17 protein-coding genes are annotated in these 21,229 nt (G+C 68.9%); 6 read left to right on the plus strand and 11 right to left on the minus strand.

What is annotated here, in order from left to right; all coding sequences use genetic code 11:
* The first annotated feature begins 118 nt into the window (after positions 1-118).
* Positions 119-1,249, plus strand: a complete 1,131-nt coding sequence (locus MYL53_RS02665) for a DUF294 nucleotidyltransferase-like domain-containing protein (RefSeq protein ID WP_247851853.1) — start codon at positions 119-121, stop codon at positions 1,247-1,249.
* Here the strand turns inward: MYL53_RS02665 and MYL53_RS02670 are convergent.
* From MYL53_RS02670 to MYL53_RS02685, 4 genes are read right to left on the minus strand one after another with little or no spacing between them, the layout of a single operon-like run.
* Entirely contained in the window at positions 1,209-3,992 is a 2,784-nt protein-coding gene (locus tag MYL53_RS02670) for an ATP-binding protein (RefSeq protein WP_247851854.1), read from the minus strand. The two genes, MYL53_RS02665 and MYL53_RS02670, sit on opposite strands and share 41 nt — an antisense overlap.
* Entirely contained in the window at positions 3,989-4,177 is a 189-nt protein-coding gene (locus MYL53_RS02675; protein ID WP_247851855.1) for a hypothetical protein, read from the minus strand. The genes MYL53_RS02670 and MYL53_RS02675 overlap by 4 nt, the downstream gene beginning before the upstream one ends.
* The gene (locus MYL53_RS02680) at positions 4,174-6,237 is read right to left on the minus strand and encodes an exonuclease domain-containing protein (protein ID WP_247851857.1); all 2,064 of its coding nucleotides are present in this window, start codon (positions 6,235-6,237) and stop codon (positions 4,174-4,176) included. The genes MYL53_RS02675 and MYL53_RS02680 overlap by 4 nt, the downstream gene beginning before the upstream one ends.
* Positions 6,234-6,620 (minus strand): response regulator transcription factor, encoded by a 387-nt coding sequence (locus MYL53_RS02685; RefSeq protein WP_247851859.1) that lies wholly within the window; start codon positions 6,618-6,620, stop codon positions 6,234-6,236. Before MYL53_RS02685 ends, MYL53_RS02680 begins: the two co-directional genes overlap by 4 nt.
* A 133-nt stretch (positions 6,621-6,753) precedes the next feature.
* Between MYL53_RS02685 and MYL53_RS02690 the strand changes: the two genes are divergently transcribed.
* The 4 genes from MYL53_RS02690 (at position 6,754) to MYL53_RS02705 (ending at position 10,024) form a co-directional block, all read left to right on the plus strand.
* The gene (locus tag MYL53_RS02690) at positions 6,754-7,431 is read left to right on the plus strand and encodes a glutathione S-transferase family protein (RefSeq protein WP_247851861.1); all 678 of its coding nucleotides are present in this window, start codon (positions 6,754-6,756) and stop codon (positions 7,429-7,431) included.
* 142 nt (positions 7,432-7,573) lie between these two features.
* Positions 7,574-8,542 carry a sulfurtransferase gene (locus tag MYL53_RS02695; RefSeq protein ID WP_247851862.1) on the plus strand — a complete coding sequence of 323 codons (969 nt, stop codon included), beginning with the start codon at positions 7,574-7,576 and terminating at the stop codon, positions 8,540-8,542.
* A 63-nt stretch (positions 8,543-8,605) separates the two neighbouring features.
* Positions 8,606-9,814, plus strand: a complete 1,209-nt coding sequence (locus MYL53_RS02700) for a YeeE/YedE family protein (RefSeq protein WP_247851863.1) — start codon at positions 8,606-8,608, stop codon at positions 9,812-9,814.
* Between the two features lie 15 nt (positions 9,815-9,829).
* Entirely contained in the window at positions 9,830-10,024 is a 195-nt protein-coding gene (locus MYL53_RS02705; RefSeq protein WP_247851865.1) for a hypothetical protein, read from the plus strand.
* An 87-nt stretch (positions 10,025-10,111) separates the two neighbouring features.
* Here MYL53_RS02705 and MYL53_RS02710 read toward each other — a convergent pair whose 3' ends face one another.
* From MYL53_RS02710 to MYL53_RS02740, 7 genes are all read right to left on the minus strand, one after another.
* The gene (locus tag MYL53_RS02710; protein WP_247851867.1) at positions 10,112-10,879 is read right to left on the minus strand and encodes a YdcF family protein; all 768 of its coding nucleotides are present in this window, start codon (positions 10,877-10,879) and stop codon (positions 10,112-10,114) included.
* Positions 10,880-10,934: 55 nt separating this feature from the next.
* Positions 10,935-11,570: an endonuclease III gene (nth, locus tag MYL53_RS02715; RefSeq protein ID WP_247851869.1), complete on the minus strand. Its 636-nt coding sequence runs from the start codon at positions 11,568-11,570 to the stop codon at positions 10,935-10,937.
* A 17-nt stretch (positions 11,571-11,587) separates the two neighbouring features.
* Positions 11,588-12,607: an RnfABCDGE type electron transport complex subunit B gene (locus tag MYL53_RS02720; RefSeq protein WP_247851870.1), complete on the minus strand. Its 1,020-nt coding sequence runs from the start codon at positions 12,605-12,607 to the stop codon at positions 11,588-11,590.
* Between the two features lie 7 nt (positions 12,608-12,614).
* Complete coding sequence (gene metG / locus MYL53_RS02725) at positions 12,615-14,651, minus strand: methionine--tRNA ligase (protein ID WP_247851872.1); 2,037 nt, start codon at positions 14,649-14,651, stop codon at positions 12,615-12,617.
* A 152-nt stretch (positions 14,652-14,803) separates the two neighbouring features.
* Positions 14,804-16,945 (minus strand): putative bifunctional diguanylate cyclase/phosphodiesterase, encoded by a 2,142-nt coding sequence (locus MYL53_RS02730; RefSeq protein ID WP_247851874.1) that lies wholly within the window; start codon positions 16,943-16,945, stop codon positions 14,804-14,806.
* Positions 16,946-17,075: 130 nt separating this feature from the next.
* A complete protein-coding gene (gene thiI / locus MYL53_RS02735) occupies positions 17,076-18,569 on the minus strand; it encodes a tRNA uracil 4-sulfurtransferase ThiI (protein ID WP_247851875.1) in 1,494 nt (497 codons plus the stop codon).
* 117 nt (positions 18,570-18,686) lie between these two features.
* Positions 18,687-18,968: a hypothetical protein gene (locus tag MYL53_RS02740; protein WP_247851877.1), complete on the minus strand. Its 282-nt coding sequence runs from the start codon at positions 18,966-18,968 to the stop codon at positions 18,687-18,689.
* Between the two features lie 477 nt (positions 18,969-19,445).
* Between MYL53_RS02740 and MYL53_RS02745 the strand changes: the two genes are divergently transcribed.
* Entirely contained in the window at positions 19,446-21,224 is a 1,779-nt protein-coding gene (locus tag MYL53_RS02745; protein WP_345740346.1) for a TolC family outer membrane protein, read from the plus strand.
* Positions 21,225-21,229: the final 5 nt, after the last annotated feature.

Genomic DNA, 21,229 nt, shown 5'->3' on the forward strand with positions numbered 1-21,229 from the left:
TGCCCCATCCCGGGCGCCGTCTTTTTTTATATGTGGCTCGCTCGGCGAGTGCCCGAGGTCAATCGCGGTGGGCGAGGGGATTGCTACGCTGGAAGCGGTCCCATCACTCGGAGTGCCGATGCATCTGCTCCACCGAACCTCGACCTGGCGCTCGCTGTTTGCCGACGATCTCGTGCCAGATGCCGGCCGGCTGCCGGCGCTGCTAGCGCCGCTGGACGAGGCCGTCGAGCGTTTGGGGCCGACGCCGGGCCTGGCCGAGGCGCATGCCTGGCAGCGGCACCTGGTGGAGGCGCTGGTGCGTCTCGACCTGCCCGCCTGGCGCATCGCTCAGCTGATCAGCGACCATAACGATGCGCTCTATCGCCGGGCCATCGAGATGTCACTCGACGCCATGCAGGAGCAGGGCTGGGGCGCGCCGCCGGTGGCGTTCTGCGTGATGACGCTGGGGTCGGCGGCTCGCCATGAGAGCCTGCTGGTGCCGGACCAGGACAACGCCATGGTCATCGCCGACTATCCCGACGCCCGTCATACCGAGATCGATGGCTACTTCCAGGCGCTGGGTCAGCGCTTCACCGACCGCCTGGACGCCGCCGGCATCCCGCTTTGCCCCGGGCACGTCATGGCGCGCTGGCCGATGTGGCGCAAGCGCCTTTCGGAGTGGCAGGCCCAGCTGGCCATCTGGACCGCCGAGCGGCGGGTCAAGCGCGTGCAGCAGGCCACTATCCTGCTCGATGCTTCACCGGTGTACGGTGATGCCGCGCTGGCGACCGGACTGATCGATGGTGTGATGCGTCACGTTCCCGAGGCCGGACTGTTTCTCGATGAGATGGCGGCGCTGCTGAATGAATGCCCGGTGGCGCTCGACCGCTTCGGACGACTGGCCGGCGGGGGCGAGGGGGCGCCGGCCGAGTCGGCGCTGGATCTCAAGCATCGTGGATTGTTGCTGCTGATCGGCGCCGTGCGCCTGCTGAGCGTGCGTCATCGGGTGCGGGCGATGGCCACCCGGGAACGGCTGTCCGCCCTGGTGGCGGCGGGGACACTGGAAGCATCGCATTCGGCCGAACTGCGGCGGGCGCTGGAGCGGTTGCAGGTGCTGCTGCTGACGGCCCAGCGCGATGCCCTGCGTCAGGGTCGCATCGCCGATGGTTGGATCGACCTCGACGCGCTTGGCGAGGATCGGCGCCTGCTGCTGCGCCATGACCTCACCGTCATTCGGCGGCTGGTGAAGCGGGTGCAGTCGGTGGAGTAGGCGGGGCGGCGTCGTCGTCCGGCGCCTCCGGTAGTTCCATCACCAGGCAGGCGCCGCCCAGCGTCGGGGCGTCCTCGACCCACAGTCGGCCGCCGAGATGGGCGACGATACCGCGTGAGATCGGCAGGCCCAGCCCGCTGCCTCGCGGGCGGGCGCGCGGGGCGCCGTCGTCCTGATGCTGGATCTGGTGGAACTTCTCGAACACCCGCTCGCGCTCGTCCTCGGCGATGCCGGCGCCGTTGTCCTCCACGGCCAGCCGGAAGCCGCGCTTGTGGCGCGCCAGCGTCAGGCGCACCCGGGGCGCTGTGGCGTCGGCGAACTTGCCGGCGTTGTCGAGCAGGTTGATGACCACCTGCTCGAGCCGGTCGGGGTCGCCGATCACCGGCGCGGCGTCCGCCTCGAAGGCGACCTCCAGCGTTATGCCGCGTTCTTCCAGGGGGCGCTGCATCGCCTCGACGCCGCGACGGGCCAGCTCGGCGAGGTCGAGCCGCTCGGGATGCAGCGTCAGTCGGCCGCTCTCCAGCCGGGCCAGGTCGAGGATCTCCTCGATCAGCCGCGACAGGCGCTGGCTCTCGCGTACCACCACTTCGAGGAAGTGCTCGCGCTTGTCGTCGGGCAGGTCGCGATGATCGCGCAGGATCTCGGCGAAGGCGCGGATCGAGGTCAGCGGCGTCCTCAGCTCGTGACTGACCATGGCCACGAACTCGTCCTTGAGGCGGTCGAGTTCGCGTAGCCGTTCATTGGCCTCGCGCAGCGCCTCACCGGCGCGCTCGAGCTCGCGGGACTTTTGCTCGAGGCGGCGGTTCATCTCCAGCGTCTCGGAGGTGGTGTCGAGGATGCTCAGCAGCGCCGGCAAGTCGAGCGCTTCGCCGCGCACCACCGAGTCGATCAGCACCCGCGCCGAGGCGCTGCCCAGCGCCCCGGCCAGCGCCCGTTCGCCCCGCGCCACCAGCGCCGGCGACGCGGGGTGCCGGTCGTCCTGATCGGGTTCCTCGGCGAAGACCCGGGCGGTGGTGGCCGCGCCCAGATAGCGATCGAGCAGGGCGCGCAGCTCGCCCCGCGGCGTGTGGCCGGCGTGGCCCAGCGAGGCCTGGTCGAGCCGCGGATGCAGCGCCTCGGTGAACAGCGCGGCCTGGGTCTGCTCCAGCGATGACTGGCGCGTGAACAGCGAGACGCCGACCAGCAGGCCGACGTTGGCCACCAGGCTCCACAGCAGCGCATGGGTGTAGATATCCCAACCTTCCAGGCCGAACAGCGCATAGGGCCTGAGCCACTCGATGCCGAACGGCCCCTGGGTCAGGAAGCCGGCGTCGAGCCAGCCGGACTGGGCGAAGCCCGGAATCAGCAGGGTCCAGGCCCAGAGGACGAAGCCGGCCGTGAGGCCGAGTCCGGCGCCCATCCGATTGGCGCCGCGCCAGTAGAGGCCGATCAGCAGCGCCGGGGTGAACTGGGCGGCGGCGGCGAAGGACACCAGGCCGATGGTAACCAGGCTGTAGGCATCGCCGACCAGGGCATGGTAGCCGTAGCCCAGCAGCAGGATGGCCAGTATCGCCAGGCGACGCACCCCGAGCACCCAGCCGGCCAGCGCGCCTTGGCCGCCGCGCGGCAGCAGGCGGGCGCGCAGCAGCAGCGGCATCACCAGCTGGTTGCTGACCATGGTCGACAGCGCGATGGTCTCGACGATCATCATGCCGGTGGCCGCCGACAGCCCGCCGATGAAGACCAGCAGCGGCAGCCCCTCGGCGCCGGTGCCCAGCGGCAGCGTCAGCACGAAGCCGTCCGGGTTGCCGCCGGCATCGCCCAGCAGGCCGGCCAGGGCGATGGGCATCACGAACAGGTTGATCGCCAGCAGATACAGCGGAAACAGCCAGGCCGCCCGGGTGATGTGCCGCTCGTCGACGTTCTCGACCACCATCACCTGGAACTGGCGCGGCAGACCGAGGAAGGCCAGGAAGGCCAGCGCCAGGGTGCCCACCCAGCCCAGAGCGCCGCCCGGTACCGCGGCCAGGCCCAGCACCTCGAGCAGCGCCGGGGTCTCGGCGACCCGTGCGAACAGCTCGCCTGGACCGCGGTAGAGCACGAAGACCGTGAACGCGCCGACCGCCAGGAAGGCCGTCAGCTTGACCAGCGACTCGAAGGCGATGGCGGCGACCATGCCCTCGTGGCGTTCGCTGGCGTCGAGATGGCGGGTGCCGAACAGGATGATGAATACCGCCAGCACCAGGGCCACCCAGAACGACTTGTCGGCCCAGAAGGGAGCGTTCTCGAGCGTGCCGCCGGTCGCCTCAGGGTAGTCGACCAGCACCGCATGGCTCAGCGTGATGGCCTTGAGCTGCAGGGCGATGTAGGGCGTGATGCCGACCAGGGCGATCAGTGCCACCAGGGCGCCGAGCCCGGTGCTCTTGCCGTAGCGGGCGCTGATGAAATCGGCGATGGACGTCAGGCGCTGGGCGCGGGCGATGCGCACCATCTTGCGCGTCACGAAGGGGGCCAGCAGCATGGCCAGCGTCGGCCCGAGATAGATCAGCAGGAAGCTGGGCCCGGTCTCGGCGGCGCGGCCGACGCTGCCGTAGAAGGTCCATGCGGTGCAGTAGACGGCGATCGACAGCGCGTAGATGGTGGGCGAGCCGATGATCGAGCGGCCGCGTTCGGCGCGCCGGTCGCCCCAGGCGGCGATCAGGAATAGCAGGGCCAGATAGCCGAAGGCCACGGCCAGCACCGTCGCTTCGCTGCGCCAGCTCACTCTCTGCGCCCGCCTTCCAGCAGCCAGGCGGCCAGCGCGATCACCGCGGCCCAGGCCAGGAAGACAGACAGCGTCAGGGCGCCGGGGCCCAGGCGCTCGGTGACCAGCAGCAGCGGCGGCGTGAACAGCAGCGTCGCCAGAATGATCAGGGCAATCAGGCGTTCCTTGCGGCGTGTCGGCATCATGAGGCGCTGGCGTCCTCCCGATCGAAGGCCCTGGCCTGCAGGGCCAGCACGGCCTCCAGGGTGTCGATGCCCCGGGCCTCGAGGCGCGGCAGCAGGGCCAGCCATAGTTCGGCGGTGACTCGGGCATCCCCCAGCGCCGTGTGGCGGCTGCCCGGCGGGAAGGCGAGTCCGTAGCGTTCGGCCAGGGAATCCAGATCATGACCGTCGAGGCTGGGATCCAGGCCGCGGGAGATCAGCAGGCTGTCGAGCACCGGCATGTCGAGGGAGACGCCCCCGTCCGATGGCTGCAGGGCCAGCAGGTCGAAGGCGGCGTTGTGGGCCAGCAGCACGGCGTCGCCGACGTAGTCGCGAAAGCGCGGCAGGGCGACGGCGGCGGGCGGGGCCCCGGCGACGTCGGCGTCGGTGAGGCCGTGGATGGCGGTGCTGGCCGGGGGGATCGGCCGGCCCGGATCGATGAGCAGGTCGAAGGTCTCGCTGGCCAGCAGCCGGGCGTTGACGATGCGGCAGGCTCCGATGCTGATGACTCTGTCACCGCGTCGCAGCTCCAGGCCGGTGGTCTCGGTGTCGCAGGCCACGATCTCCAGCGCGCGCAGCGGCCGGGCGGCGAGCTCGGCGTCCGGCGGCGGCAGCTCGGCGATACCGAAGTCGTGAAACTCGGGCCGCGGCGGCGGGACCTGGCGGGGCGCGCCCACGCGTTCCAGGGCCGGCAGGGGCAGCCGCAGGCGGGCATGAACGCCGTCGTGGTCGGCCAGGCTCCAGGCGTCGCTGGCATGCTGGCGCAGCACTTCGCCGAGGGTCGGGGCGAGGGGCAGGGCCTCGAGGCGTTCGCCTCGCCAGGCCGACAGCTCGTGCTCGCTGAGCGGCGCACCTTGCCAGCACAGGTCGACGTAGGCGCGCTGGTTGCCCAGGCAGACCTCGCCGTCGAAGCGGGTCTCACCGGTGCGCTCGCTGAGCCGCATCAGTAGCCTGTTCAGGGCCTCGAGCAGCACCGGGGCGTCGCCCTTGAGCCAGGCCGGCATGCCGACCGGCGTGAGGGTCAGGCCCTGCTCGGGCAGGCGTTCGGCGAGGCTGGCCCAGAGGTCGTTGGACCACAGCGGCGACAGGCGTTCGGCCTGGCGCTGCTGGGCGTCGAGGGTCTCGCCCAGCCGCTCCAGGCGTTCGGCCAGCCCGCGGCCTTCCTCCTCGACCACGTTGGCCAGACGCCGGCGCAGGGCGTCGCTGTCGGCGCCGGACAAATGGCCCAGGGCATCGGCGGCACTGGTCAGGCCGGCGCCGTGGCGGCGCAGGGCCGGCAGCAGCTCTGCCAGGGCGGCGCCGGCACCCAGCTCGTTGTGCCAGCTGGCCGTGGCATCCACCAGCGTCAGCAGGGTCTCGCCCTGGCTCTCCGGGATGCGTCTCAGGGTCGCGCGCAGCCAGCGCTCGCCGCAGGGCACCAGCAGTTCTCGGGGCGTGGCGTCCTCGGGCAGCCGGCGCAGGGCCTCCTGCAGGCTGGCGGTGGGCAGCAGGGCGTCGAGTCGCTTGCCGAGCCCCAGCCCGGGGGCGTCGGCGAACAGCGCCTCGGCGGCCGGATTGAACAGCAGCAGCCGGCGGTGGCGGTCGCACAGCAGCAGCGGCGTGTCGAGCACCTGCAGCAGCGCCTCGAGCTCCTGGCGGATGCGGGCGGCGCTGCGCGCCCCTTCGGCGCGGGCGTTGCCCAACCGGGCGCGATCGTCGCGCCAGGCCTCGCGGATGCGCATCAGGTCGGGCCCCAGGCCGCGCAGCCAGCCTTCCGGCGGGTAGTCGTCCTGGGCGTCGGGATTGGCCACCAGGCGTGCCAGCTGCACCTGAAGGTGGCGCAGCGGCGCGAACAGCCGGCGTTCGAGGATCAGGCCGACCACGAAGAGGGTGCCGCCGCCGGAGAAGCTGCCGGCCCATAGCGCCCAGCGGGCCGGGCCCTCGGGGGCGAGCAGGCCGTCCAGCCACAGGGCGAAGAGCGCGCCGCCGAGCAGGCTCACGCCGCTGAGCAGCAGCCACAGCCCGATCAGGGTCTGGCGGCGCGGCGGTCCGGAGCGGCGGGTCATGATGCGCCTTCCTGGCCGGCCTCGCCCAGCAGTGCCTTGACCCGTTCGACCAGCTCGCGGGTCGAGAAGGGCTTGGTGACGTAGTCGTCGGCGCCCAGCGCCAGGCCCTTCTCGCGCTCCACCTCACGGCCGTGGGCGGTGAGCATGATGACCGGCAGTCGGGCGAGGTCGGGGTCGGCGCGCAGCCGCTCCAGCACGTCGAAGCCGCCGATGCCCGGCAGGCTGATGTCGAGCAGCACCAGGTCCGGTCGCGTCTCGGCCACGCGGGTCAGCGCCGTCTCGCCGTCCTCGGCGGTCATCACCTCGAAGCCGGCCTGCTGCATCAGAAACTCCAGCGACAGGACGATGTTGGGCTCGTCGTCTACCACCAGCACCTTGGTCATGTCGCACTCCCCGCGATGCCGCGCATTAAATGCCTGTTTCTTCGAGTCTAGTGTCGCTCCGCAGGAGGGCAAAGACGACCTTGGGCCAAGCCCGCTACACTGGCGATTCATGTCAGGACAGGGAGGACGCCTCATGATTCACGTGCATCACCTGGAGAACTCGCGGTCCCAGCGTGTGCTGTGGCTGCTGGAGGAGCTGGACGCCGAGTACGAGCTGGTCGTCTATCGGCGTGATCCCGAGACCATGCTGGCCCCGGCCTCGCTCAAGGCGGTGCATCCGCTGGGCAAGTCGCCGGTGATCACCGACGAGGCGCGGGGCGGGCGGGCCATCGCCGAGTCCGGGGCGATCATCGAGTACCTGCTCGAGCATCACGATGCCGACGGCCGGCTGGCGCCGCCGGTCGGCAGCGACGAGCGCGAGCGCTATCGCTTCTGGCTGCACCACGCCGAGGGCTCGGCGATGCCGCCGCTGGTCATGCGGCTGGTGTTCTCGCGGCTCGGCAAGCCGCCGGTGCCGGCGCTGGTGCGGCCGCTGGGGCGCCAGTTCGCCAAGGGCGTGGAGCGGAGCTTCCTCGGTCCGCGGATCACCGAACTGCGCGACTACTGGGAGGGCGAGCTCGAGGGTTCGCCCTGGTTCGCCGGCGAGGCCTTCAGCGCCGCGGACATCCAGATGAGCTTCCCGGTGCTGGCGCTGGAGGGCCGCGGCGGGCTCGAGGGAGCGCCGCGGCTGCAGGACTTCCTGGCCCGCTGCCGTGAGCGCCCGGCCTATCGGCGGGCCATCGAGTGCGGCGGAGAGTTCTCGCTGGGCTGATCACACTGGCTGGGCGATGCGCTTCCTTGAAATAACGATATGCGTTTAAAAAATTTGGATTTATGCGTTTGCCGTATATTGCAGTCGCCATGTCGACCCGGATAATGGTTGCCCCTTAATCCCGATGATAGAGGTCAGGTATATGTGGAAACCCCTTCTGACAGGCGCCGGACTGATGATGGCGGCTTCCTCGGCGCTGGCCGCCGACATCTCGCCGCTGGTGGAGGCCGACTGGCTGAGCGATCACCTCGGCGATGACGATCTGGTGGTGCTCGACGTGCGCTCCGGCATCGACGGCGGCGGCGATCGAGGCACCTTCGAGGCGGCGCATATTCCCGGCAGCGTCTACAGCAGCTACACCGACGACGGCTGGCGCGAGTCGCGCGACGGCGTGACCGGTGTGCTGCCCCCCGTGTCCAGCCTCGAACGCCTGATCGGCGGTCTCGGCATCGACAACGACGACACCGTGGTGGTCGTGCCCGCCGGCACCGGCGCCACGGACTTCGGCAGCGCGGCCCGTGTCTACTGGACCTTCAAGGTTCTGGGGCACGACGAGGTGGCGATCCTCGATGGCGGCTTCGCCGGCTGGCAGGCCCAGGGCATGGACGTGGCCAGCGGCGCGCCCGAGCGCGGCGAGTTCGCCGACTTCGAGGGCGAGCTGCAGCCCGAGCTGATCGCCACCACCGAGGAAGTGCAGGCCGCCCGCGAGGCGGGGCAGGCCCAGCTGGTCGATGCCCGCCCGGCGGACTACTTCCGCGGCGAGAACCAGTCGCCCGCGGCCAAGGTCCCCGGCACCATTCCCGGCGCCCTCAACCTGCCCCAGCAGACGCTGCTGGGCGAGCGTCAGCAGGCCTGGTATCTCGACCAGGAGGTGCTGCAGTCGCGCGTCGACGCGGCGGGCATCGAGGCCGGCAAGCCGACGGTATCCTTCTGCAATACCGGGCACTGGGCGGCGACCGACTGGTTCGTGCTCAGCGAGGTGATGGGGCTCGACGATGTGGCCCTCTACGACGGCTCGATGGCCGAGTGGTCCCAGGACGACGCGCGCCCGGTCACGGTGGCCAAGCGCGGCCTGGGCAAGGTGCTCGATTTCTTCGGCGTCGAGGACTGAGCCGCGACCACGCCTCTCGAGGCGGTGTGCCCGGGAGGCTCATTTGAGTAGAGCAGGGATACGATGACTCAAGCGACTTCCATGGCCCCGGCGGCGACCCGCCCGGGGCCCGATCGTTTCGTGGTGGGGCTGGCGCTGGCCGGCCTGGTGGTGCTGGGCGGGCTGGTGTGGCTCGAGACGGCGCCGTTTCTGCTGGCGCTGTTGGCGGTAAGCGCCGTGCTGGGCGTGGCCCTGTACCACGGTGCCTTCGGCTTCACTGCCGGCTGGCGCAACCTGGTGACCAAAAAGCGCGGGGCCGGCATGCGGGCCCAGCTGATGCTGTTCGCCCTGGCGGCGCTGATCATGATTCCGATCCTGGGCAGCGGCCGCGACGACGTGATCGGCGCGGTGGCGCCGGTGGGCACCTCGCTGGTGGTGGGCTCCTTCATCTTCGGCATCGGCATGCAGCTGGGCGGCGGCTGCGGCTCCGGCACCCTGTTCACCGTCGGCGCCGGCAATCTGCGCATGATGGTGACGCTGCTGTTCTTCATCGTCGGGGCCGTGCTCGGCTCCATCCATCTGCCCTGGTGGCTCGACCTGCCGGCGGTGGATCCGATCAGCCTGATCGACTGGGTCGGGGTGCCGGGGGCGATCGCCGTGCAGTGGCTGGGCCTCGGCGCCGTGGCGCTGTGGGTCAATCGCGTCGAACGGCGGGCGCACGGTTCCCTGGAGCGCACCGAACTGCGCCTGCGGCCGGCCGAGGGCAGCGTGGCCAAGGCCCTGTTCACCGGCCGCTGGCCGTTCCTGTGGGCGATCATCGTGCTGGCCGTCGGCAATGCGTTGACGCTGGTGATCGGCGGCTCGCCCTGGGGCATCACCTTCGCCTTCAACCTGTGGGGCGCCAAGGTGCTGCAGGGGCTCGGGGTGGACATGGGCCAGTTCGAGTTCTGGAACTGGGCCTATCCCGCCCAGGCGCTGGCCGACTCGGTGCTGGTCAATATTCCCTCGGTGATGAACTTCGGCCTGCTGCTGGGCGCGATGCTGGCCGCGGGCATGGCCCGCCGCTTCAACGAGGCCAGCCGGCAGACGCCCCGGGGGCGGCCCTTCCTGGCGGCGGTCGTGGGAGGCCTGCTGCTGGGCTACGGGGCGCGGCTGGCGTTCGGCTGCAACATCGGCGCGCTGTTCTCCGGCCTGGCCTCGGCCAGCGTGCATGCCTGGATCTGGTTCGCCTGCGCCTTCGCCGGCTCGATGATCGGCATTCGCCTGCGGCCCTGTTTCCGCCTGCCCAACTGATCGAAGGAAGACGCCATGAATGCTGCCTACAAACGTCACCGCATCGTCGGCATCCTGCTGGCGATTCTGGTGCTGATCCTGATCGATCACCTGAACAGCCCCACCTTCGCCTTCAACATGGGCGATGGTCGGGCGCCGTCCGCGCTGGTACAGCGCGATGCCAGCGCCTGTGCGCCCTGCGGGGCGCCGTGTCCATCGACGCGAGACTAGGTACTTGGACACCCGGGAAACGTTGCCTGACGCGACCTCGCCCGACCAGGAAAAAACGCCGCGTCCCAGCCGCGGCGTTTTGGTATATCAGCGATGCAGAAGGGTATCGCGAAGCCACCCCTCACCGCGCCCCAGCCATTCGTGCAGGGCCCGCGTGCTCTGATGCAGGTGATAGGCGCTCGGTCGCCAGGCCAGGAGCCCCGCCGGCGGTGGGCTGGCGAATTCGGTGGGGGCCGGGGTCACGGTCAGGCCCGCGCGTTCGAACTCGTCCGTGGCCCGGGGCAGATGCCAGGCCTGCGAGACCAGCGCGATATGCTCGATGCCCTCGGCCTGCAGGATGGCGGCACTGTTTCGGGCGTTTTCCGCGGTGTCGGCGCTGCCACCCTCCAGCCAGCGCACGGGGACGTCGAACACGTCGCGCAGCGCGGCGGCCATCAGGCTGGCCTCGGCGCTGTGCTCGTCATGGACCCGACCGCCGCTGACCAGGATCGGCAGGCCGCTCAGACGGTGCAGCCAGGCGCCGTAGGCCAGGCGTCGCCAGCTGGCGTTGGACGGAGCGTCGCCCCAGCCGAATTCGGGGGCGTCTACGTCGCGGCCACCGCCGAGGATCACGATGGCGCTTGCTCGCTGCCCCTGGGCACCGTCCATGAGAGCGCCGGCGGTGAGGGGAGGCGGCTCCAGCCCCTGACGCAGGGCATGGCTGACCGTCGGCGTGGCGAGCAGGACGAGGCCGCCCAGTCCCAGCGCGACCAGCAGTCCGCCGATCACGTGCAGGCGCATCCACAGCAGCCCGCCGAGCAGAATCAGCCAGGCGTTGAGCAACGGGGGCAGCAGCAGCGATTGGAGCAGGGCCATCCAGCGTCTCCCTCGCCGGTCATGTCCGGCGCGTTGGGCGGTATGTGAAGGGCGCCTAGAGCTCCACCTTGTCGGGAAACTCGCACAGATCCTCGATTACGCAGCTGCCGCAGCGCGGCTTGCGCGCCACGCAGGTGTAGCGGCCGTGGAGGATCAGCCAGTGGTGGGCGTCCTGGCGGAATTCCTTGGGCACGTGGCGGAGCAGCTTCTGCTCCACCTCGACCACGTCCTTGCCCTTGGCGATGCCGGTGCGGTTGGAGACCCGGAAGATATGGGTGTCCACGGCGATGGTCGGCTCGCCGAAGGCGGTGTTGAGGATGACGTTGGCGGTCTTGCGGCCGACGCCGGGCAGCGCCTCGAGCGCCTTGCGGGTGCGCGGGACCTCGCCGCCGTGCTGGTCCATCAGGATGCGACAGGTCTTCATCAGGTTCTCGGCCTTGGTGTTGTACAGGCCGATGGTCTTGATGTGTTCCTTCAGGCCGTCCAGGCCCAGTTCGAGGATGGCCGCCGGGGTGTTGGCCACCGGAAACAGCCGGTCGGTGGCCTTGTTGACGCCCACGTCGGTGGCCTGGGCCGACATCAGCACCGCGGCGAGCAGCTCGAAGGGCGTCGACCAGTTGAGCTCGGTGGTGGGTTCGGGATTGTGCTCGCGCAAGCGGGCGAAGATCTCGTGGCGTTTCTGGGCGTTCATGGCATGGCCGACAGTGATCAGTGGGAGGCGGGATCGAGGGCGGCGCGCGCCTCGGCGAGCATGCGCTCGGCGCGCTCGATCTGCTCGTGGGCGGCGGCGATGGCGTCGTCGTCGCGCTGGCGTTCGGCGTGGGCCAGCTGCTGGCGGGCGCGGCGCCGGGCCTGCTCGGCGGCGTTGACGGCGAAGCGGCGCTGACGCTCGGCCTGCCGGGTGGCCTTGTCCGCGGCGCCATGCGATGCCTGCCTGCCGTCGGCACCTGCAAGCTGGCGATCGATGTCGGCTAGGCGATCGCGCAGCTCCGCGTCGCGCCGCTCGAGCTCGTCGCGCTTGTCGGGCGCGAGATCGCTCGCCTGCCGTTGGCGATCCAGTCGCTTGAGGCTGGCGACCAGGCTGACTCGACTGGCGCGCAGGGCACTGGAGGAGGTCGCCGGCGCCTGAGCGGGCTGCTGCGCCTGGGCCTGGGCGGGCGTGGTGGCAGCAGAAGCGTGCCGGGCGCTGCGCTCGCGCCGCCGCCGGCGCTTGGCCTCTTCCTCGCGGGCTAGACGCGCGTTGCGCGCCTCGAAGCGGCGTCGGCCACGCTCGGCGCGTCGGGCCAGGTAGGCATCCTGCTCGGCCTCGTTGTCGGCCGCCTGCCAGTCCGGATGCGGCAGCAGGTCGATGCAGTCGACCGGGCAGGGGGCCACGCACAGCTCGCAGCCGGTGCATTCGGTCTCGATCACCGTGTGCATGTGCTTGGCGGCGCCGAGGATGGCGTCTACCGGGCAGGCCTGGATGCACTTGGTGCAGCCGATGCACTCGGCCTCGCGAATCCGCGCCACCAGCGGCGATTGAGCCGGTTGCTCCAGCGGCAGCGCGGCGCGGCCGGTCAGCTCGGCCAGCCGTGACACGGTGGCCTCGCCGCCTGGCGGACAGCGGTTGATCGCCTCGCCTTCCGCGATGGCCTCGGCGTAGGGACGACAGCCGTCGTGTCCGCACTTGCCGCACTGGGTCTGCGGCAAGGCGGCATCGACGGCCTCGATCAGGGCGGGCTGCGTCATGCCCGACTCAGCTCACGCGCTGGCCCGGCTGGGCGCCGGAATGAGGCTCCAGCAGGTAGATGCCGTCGTCGTCGCCGGCGGCCAGCACCATGCCTTCGGAGACGCCGAAGCGCATCTTGCGCGGCGCGAGGTTGGCGACCATCACCGTCAGGTGGCCTTCCAGGGCCTCGGGGGCGTAGGCCTTGCGGATGCCGGCGAAGACGTTGCGGGTCTCGCCGCCGAGGTCGAGGGTCAGCTGCAGCAGCTTGTCGGCGCCTTCGACGTATTCCGCCTTGGCGATGCGCGCGATGCGCAGGTCGACCTTGGCGAAGTCGCCGAACTCGATCTGCTCGGCGATGGGATTGTCGGCCAGCGGCCCCTTGGGCGTGTCCTTGAGCTTCTGTTCTTCCACCAGATCCTCCTTGGACGCTTCGATCATGGCGTCGATGCGGTCACGTTCGACCCGAGTCATCAGCGGCTTGAACTTGGCGATCTCATGATCGACCAGCAGTTCCTGGCGGCTGTCCCAGTCGAGGGAGTCGAGCTTCAGGAAGGCACGGGCGCCTTCGGCCATCTCCGGCAGCACCGGGGCCAGGTAGACCATCAGCTGGCGGAACAGGTTGATGCCCACCGAGCAGATGTCGAGCACTTCCTGCTCGCGGCCTTCCTGCTTGGCCAGCACCCAGGGCTCGGCCTCGGCGATGTAGGTGTTGGCCTCGTCGGCGAGCTCCATCACCTTGCGCATGGCGCGGCCGAACTCGCGGGCCTCGAAGGCCTCGGCGATCTCGTCGCCGGCGGCGACGAAGCGGGCGACGCGCTGGGGCTCGGCGCAGTGGGCCGAGAGCTTGCCGCCGCCGAGCTTCTTGACGAAGCCGGCGCAGCGGCTGGCGATGTTGACCACCTTGCCGACCAGGTCCGCGTTCACGCGCTGGGCGAAGTCCTCGAGGTTGAGGTCCAGGTCATCGACGCCGGCGGTCAGCTTGGCGGCGAAGTAGTAGCGCAGGTATTCGGGGTTCAGGTGCTCGGCGTAGGTCGCGGCCTTGATGAAGGTGCCGCGCGACTTGGACATCTTGGCGCCGTTGACGGTGACGAAGCCGTGGCAGTTGACCGCGGTCGGCGTGCGCATGCCGGCGCCGTGCAGCATGGCCGGCCAGAACAGGGCATGGAAGTAGACGATGTCCTTGCCGATGAAGTGGTAGACCTCGGCGTCGGAGTCCTCGCGCCAGTAGGCGTCGAAGTCGAGGCCCTCGCGCTCGCAGAGGTTCTTGAAGCTGGCCAGGTAGCCGATGGGGGCATCCAGCCAGACGTAGAAGTACTTGCCCGGGGCGTCGGGGATCTCGAAGCCGAAGTAGGGCGCGTCGCGGGAGATGTCCCACTCGTTGAAGCCGGATTCGAACCACTCCATCAGCTTGTTGCGGATCTGCGGCTGGACGTGATCGTCGTTGATCCAGCCTTCCATGAAGGTGGCGAAGTCCGGCAGCTTGAAGAAGTAGTGGGTGGAGCTGCGCACCTCGGGGGTGGCGCCGGAGATGGCGGAGACCGGCTCGATCAGCTCGGCCGGGGTGTAGGTGGCGCCGCAGGCCTCGCAGTTGTCGCCGTACTGGTCGTCGGCCTTGCACTTCGGGCAGGTGCCCTTGATGAAGCGGTCGGCCAGGAACAGCCCCTTCTCCGGGTCGTACATCTGCTCGATGTCGCGGGTGGCGATATGGCCCTGGTCGCGCAGCCGGGTGTAGATCAGCTCGCTGAAGTAGCGGTTTTCCTCGGAGTGGGTCGAGTGATAGTTGTCGAAGGCGACCCCGAAGCGCGAGAAGTCGGCCTGGTGCTCGTTGCTGACGCGGTCGATCAGCGCCTGGGAGGTGATGCCCTCCTGCTCGGCGCGCAGCATGATGGCGGTGCCGTGGGCGTCGTCGGCGCAGACGTAGTGGCAGTCATGGCCGCGGCTCTTCTGGAAGCGCACCCAGATGTCGGTCTGGATGTATTCCAGCAGGTGGCCCAGGTGGATGGCGCCGTTGGCGTAGGGCAGGGCGCTGGTGACCAGGATCTTGCGCGGGGCGGTGTTCGACATGGTGGCTCAGAGGTTCCCGTAGACGTGGAACATGGCGGCCGACTCGACGCCTGGGCGAAGTCGAGGCCGCCATGCGGATATCCGTGAAATCAGGCCCCGGATTGTAGCATTTTCCTCGCCGACTGCATCCGCCTGCTTCGCGCTGGCGGGCCTCAGGACGCGGGTGGGGCGCGGCCGGAGGCGTGAGCGGCCAGCCAGGGAATGACCTGAGCGGCGGGCATGGGGCGCGCGATGGCGTAGCCCTGCGCCATGGGGCAACCCAGCTGGCGGAGTCGTCGACAGTGCGCCGGCGTCTCGGCCCCCTCGGCGACCACGTCGAGCCCCAGCCACTCGCCCAGCTGAATGATGCCCTGTACCAGGGCCGCGTCGCGATCGTCCGCGAGCAGGGTGCCGACGAAGCGCTGGTCGATCTTGAGGGTGTCGATCGGCAGCTCGCGCAGGTGAGACAGCGACGAGTAGCCGGTGCCGAAGTCGTCCAGGGAGATGGTCAGGCCCGCCTCGCGGCAGCGCCGCAGCGATCGGGTGATGGCGTCGAGATCCTCCAGGGCGGCGCTTTCCTGGAACTCGATCTCGAGCAGCTGACCGTTCAGGCCGGGATGCTGCGACAGGGCCGCGCCGAGGCGGTCGGTGAACTCCGGCAGGGCCAGGTGGTTGGCACTGGCGTTAAAGCTGATCCGCAGCGACAGGTCCTGGCGCTGCCAGTGGTCGAGCTGGACGAGGACCCGTTCGATCACCCAGTCGCCGAGGGGCGTCTCGAGTCGGCTGCCGAGCAGCTGGGGCAGGAAGTCGGAGGGTTCCAGCAGGCCGCGCTCGGGATGCTGCCAGCGCAGCAGGGCCTCCAGTCCGCAGGCCTTGCCGCTGCGCAGATCCACGCGTGGCTGGTAATAGAGCACGAGCTCGTCATCGCGAAAGGCCTGCTCGAGACGGTCGAGCCGTCGGCGGCTGCGATGCGCTTCCTGACGCAGTGCCGGGTCGAACAGGCTGTAGCGGTTCTTGCCGCTGTGCTTGGCGCGGTACATGGCCTGGTCGGCGTGGCGCAGCAGGATCTCCGCCTCCGCGTCATCGTGGGGAAACAGGGTGACGCCGATACTGGTGGAAATGCGCACCAGGGTATCGTCCAGCGGCATGGGCTGATTGATCAGGCGCCGAATGCGTTCGACGATCTGCATGCCTTCGTGGCGGTCCTTCAGCCCGGTCAGCAGCAGGGCGAATTCGTCGCCGCCCAGGCGTGCCAGGATGTCATCGGCACGCAAGGCGTTTCGCAGCCGCTGGCTGATGGTGACCAGGACCTGATCGCCGGCGGCATGTCCCAGGGTGTCGTTGATCGGCTTGAAGCCGTCCAGGTCGAGAAAGCAGATCGCCAGCAGCGTGTCGTCGTGTCGTGCCTTGGGCAGGGCCTCCACGAGCTTTTCGGCAAAGTGGCGGCGATTGGGCAGTTCGGTCAGCGCATCGTGGCGGGCCAGGTAATGCAGCTCGTCCTGATGACGCTTGAGGTGGGTGATGTCGGCAAAGGTGGCGACATAGTGGAGCACCTGGCCCAGCGCATCTCGTACCACCGAGACGGAAAGTTGCAGCGGATAATCGTCGCCGTTGCGACGCTGGCCGATGACTTCGCCTTTCCAGTGGTTCTGGTGGTCGAGGTGCTGGCAGATGGCCTCATAGGTTTCGGTGTCGTGATGGGCGGCGCCCAGCATGTCGGGCGTCAGGCCCAGCACCTCTTCTCGGGAAAAGCCGCTGATGCGCGTGAAGGCGGAGTTGATGTCGCAGATGCGTCGTTCGGCGTCGGTGATCAGAATGGCGTCCGAGCTGGACTCGAAGACGCTGGCGGCCAGGCGGCGCTGGTTCTCCGCCTGACGCTGCTGGGTGATGTCATGCCCGAGACAGATCATGTCGCCGCCCGGCAGGGCCACGTTGGCCCAGAGAATGGTGAGTCGCCGCCCGTCTCGAGTGGTGGGCGTCCATTCCTGGAACATCGAGCCGTCGTGCGAGGACAGGCCGGCTGCGACCGACTGATATTCCGCGGCATCGGGATAAAAGAGGGAGAGCGGGTCGGGGTGGGCCATGATCTCGTCGGCCGTCCAGCCGAAGGTGGCCTCGCACTGGCGATTCCAGAGAATGCAGCGGCCCCGGGCATCGAAACCGTCGAGCAGGATCGGGGCGCGGCCAAACAGGTGCTCGATCAGGGCCAGAATGTCATCGCGACCGTCGTGACGCCCATCGGCCGTTTCGGCCGCAGAGGAAAGACAGGCCAGCAGCTGGCTGCCGGCCCGGGCATCGGAACCTATACCCATCATCAGACGACTCGTGGAGAGAAGTGTCCTCACTATAGTGGGGAAGCTCGTCGTCCGCCGGGCCGTCGAGTAGGAGATCACTCCATCACGAAGTAGGAAAATAGAATGATCTCAGGGAAGTAAAGGCGTTGTATCAGGCCTCGGCGCGCTGCTGATAGACGCCGAAGTGATGCAGGCCGCGATCGGCGAGATGCAGCGCCTGCATGCGGCTCATCACGCCCTGGTCGCAGTACAGCAGGTAGTGTCGCTGGTCGGACAGCTCCGAGGCCTTGTCCTGCAGCTCGTAGAAGGGGATCTCGATCAGCGGCACCTGCGACAGCGCCCGGGGCAGCGTCAGCGGCGCGGCCTCGCGCTCGTCGGCGCGCCGGATATCGATGATGCAGGGCGCATCGAGCCTGGTGAGGGCTTCCGGGCTGTCCACCGATACGACCTCGCCCGGAGCGGTCTCGCGTTCCAGTACCTGATCGATGCGCTTGACCACGGCGGCCTCGATGGCCGCGTCCAGTACGCTGTCGTCGAAGTCGCGCTCGGCGGCCAGGACGTCATCCAGCGGCGCCTTGTTGTGGGGGCGCCGCGAGATCACGCCGCAGTACTCGGGCATGGACTCGGCGATGCGGGCGGTGTCGATCAGGCGGGCCCGGTCGATGATGTCCTGCTTGTCGTCGGTCAGCACCGGTCGCAGGATCGGCCGCTCGCTGACGTCGTCGATCACCGCCAGGTTGGCCAGCGTCTGGCTCGAGACCTGGGCGATGGCCTCGCCGGTCACCAGGGCCGGAATGCGCAGCCGCTGAGCGACGCGGTTGGCGGCACGGATCATCAGCCGCTTGAGCACCACGCCCATGAGGCCGTCGGGGATGGTGCGCAGGATCTCGCCGACCACGCCGTCGAAGGGCACCGAGATGAACTTCACCTTGTGCGAGACGCCATAGCGCTCCCACAGATGGTGGCTGACCTCGCGCACGCCGGCCTCGTGGGCCGGGCCGCCGAGGTTGAAGAACAGAAAGTGGGTCTTGACCCCGCGGCGGATCATCTTCCAGGCCGCCACGGGCGAGTCGAAGCCGCCGGACATCAGCGCCAGGGCCTGGCCCTGCACGCCGAGCGGGTAGCCGCCAAGCCCCTTCCAGCGCGCGCGGATCACCTGCAGGCGCCGATCGTTGAGCTCCACCGGCACCACCACCTCGGCGTGCTTGAGGTCGACGCGGGCACTCGGGGTGGCTTGCAGCAGGCGACCGCCGAGATAGCGCTCCATGTCCGCCGAGGTGAAATCGTGCTCCCCACGCCGCTTGGCCTGGACCCGGAAGCTGCGTCCGGCGATCACCGGGCTCCACAGCGGCACGATGTGCTCGGCGGCCTGCTCCAGCGAGTCGAAGCGTAGCTCCTCGGTGGCCAGGATCTGCTGGATGCCGGGGATGCGGGTGAGGCTGTCCTCGATGGCGGCCGTCGTGTCGGCGTCGAGGCCCTCCGGCAGCCGTACGCGAATGGCATCCCACTGGTCCTTGACCCGCACGCGCTCGTCCAGGCGGCGCAAGGTATTGCGGATATTGGCCGTCAGGCAGCGTGTCATCTGCTGGCGGACCGAACGGGACTTGATGGTGATCTCGGGGTGGAGCTTGAGGAGATAGAGCATGCGAGGCGGCGTTGAAGCGGGGAAAAGGGCGCGCATTGTACCAGCTGGCGTGAACGCGCGCAGGTCGAGGGAGGCGATGCCGGGTAAGGCCACCCTCGACCGGAGGCGGTCAAGGGCTCAGTAGAGCGCCTGCTCCTCGCGCACCACTTCCTTGAGCAGTTCCAGGAACAGGCGGTCGGCCTCGGAGTGCTCCTTGGGATCTTCCGGAATGTGCACGCTGGTGGTGTCGGAAATCTCGTTGGCGATCTGGGCCATGACGTTCGCCTGATCGCCCTCGCCGAGGCGTTCACGGGCGATCGTCAGCGACTGCTCGAGGATCTTGGGGTCCTGCAGCAGCTTCTTGATGAAGCTGCGTAGCTCATTGATGACACGAGTCTTCTGGATCTCCGATGACGACATGCCGTTTCTCCTTGGGCGGGCCGTGTGACTGATGGTGCCGACGATAGCACGTTTGGGGCCGGCCGTGAGAGCAGCGGCGGTCGGGGCGGCCTTGTAAGACAAGTCTTACATTTCTGTGAGCATATATCGTACGTCGACGCCATGCCCGAGTACTGGCGTCGCGTCTGAATTTGGTTACTCTATGTAACAGGATGTGTGTTAATACGTTTATCGCAACGGGCTGCTCTTTTCGCATGAGGGTCATGCCGCGCGAAAGGAGCAATGTCGCCTTCGGCCGATTCGGTTTTCCTGCGGTTGGCGCGGGCGGCAGGTCACAACACTCGATAACAGCCGCGCCTGCCTGTCGTTGGCTCACAAGGGATGGGAACTGACATGAATCGCACGAGCGTCGTTACTCCGCTGCGCCCCTCGACCGGGCGTCTCGTCAGGGGGCTCGTTGTCGGAGCCGGGCTTGCCCTGCTACCCATCGCGTCGGCCGTGGCCCAGTCGCTGCCGTCGGGGCTGATGTCACCGGGATCCAGTAACCTGCAGAGCGTCGTGCAGCAGGCGATCTCGACCAATCCCGAGGTGCAGGCCGCCTGGCGCGAGTTCCTGGCCTCGGGGCAGGATCGTCGCGCTGCCTGGGGCAACTATCTGCCGAGCGTGGACGTCAACGCCGGGGTAGGGCGCGAGGATCGCGAGCACGACGGCCGCGGCAGCTATGGCACCGACTATGCCGAGGTGGCGCTGACCCAGATGATCTACGACGGCTTCGCCACCAGCAGTGAAGTGGAGCGTCTCGATCGTGCCCAGCTGGTGCGCTATTACGAGCTGCTCGGCGCCAGTGAGCAGGTCTCGCTGGATGCGGTTCAGGCCTACCTGGACGTGCAGCGCTATCGCGAGCTGGTGCGGCTGGCGCAGGACAACTATGCCAAGCATCTGGAGGTCTTCAACCAGATCGAGGAGCGCACCCTGTCCGGGGCCGGTCGCGGCGTCGATCTCGAGCAGATCAGTGGGCGCCTGGCGCTGGCCGAATCCAACCTGATGACCGAGGCCTCGAACCTGCACGACGTGACCGCCCGCTATCAGCGCATCGTCGGCGATCTGCCGGCGGCCTCGCTGGCGCCGGCGCCGGACTTCGGCGATCGACTGCCCGCGGATGTCGCCGCCGCCCTGGACATGGCCTTCCAGGGTAATCCCGAGTTCCATGCCGCCATCGAGAACATCGCCGCCAAGCGAGCCGCCGAGAGCGGCGAGCGCTCCGCCTTCCATCCGACCCTCGATCTGGTCGCCAGCACCGGGCGCTACCGGGACAGCGACAGCGGTACGATCGAAGACCCCGACGAGCGGCAGGATCGCAGCCGGGTCGAGCTGGTGGCGAGCATGAACCTGTATCGCGGCGGCAGCGATCTGGCCAGCTTCCGCGCCGCCAGCGAGCGCGTCGAGCAGGCCGTGAACCTGCGCGAGAAGGCCTGTAACGACGTGCGCCAGACGACGCAGATCGCCTACAACGATACCCAGCGGCTGCGTGAGCAGCTCGAATATCTCAACCAGCATCGCCTCTCCACCGACCGCGTGCGGGGCGCCTACCAGCAGCAGTTCGATATCGGCCAGCGCAGCCTGCTGGACGTGCTGGACACCGAGAACGAGTACTTCGAGTCCAGCCGCGCCTATTCGAATGCCCGCTACGACGTGGCGCTGGCCGATGCCCGGACCCTGGCGGCCATGGGCGAACTGATGCAGACCCTGGATGTGCGGCGGGACGACATGCCGACCCTGGCCGAGCTGGGCAGCGATGGCGTGTCGCTCGATCCCGAGACGATCTGTCCGGCGCCGGGGCCGACCGGTTTTACCCTGGCCGACTTCACGGGCGATATCACGGCGCCGGCCCGGGCGCCGGATGTCACGCTCTCGGCGGATGCGCTGTTCGCGGTCAACAGCGCCGAGCTGAGCCTGCAATCGCGCGATGAACTGTCGGAGCTTGCCGAGCGGATCCGCGGTCGCGATGACCTGGTGCGTGTCTATATTGCCGGTCACGCCGATTCCACCGGCAGCGATGCCATCAATGATCCGCTGTCCCGTCGACGCGCCCAGAGCGTCGGTGACTATCTGGTGAGCCAGGGCGTGGACGCGTCACTGATCCAGACCGAGGGCTTCGGGTCGCGCCGGCCCGTGGCGACCAACGCTACCGTGGAGGGGCGCCGGCAGAATCGTCGCGTGGAGATCACCCTCGAGCGAGCGGGGGAGAATCTCGATATGGCCGGTTATCGACCCTAGGTCGT

This window comes from Halomonas getboli (assembly GCF_023094245.1).
GTDB lineage: Bacteria > Pseudomonadota > Gammaproteobacteria > Pseudomonadales > Halomonadaceae > Halomonas > Halomonas getboli.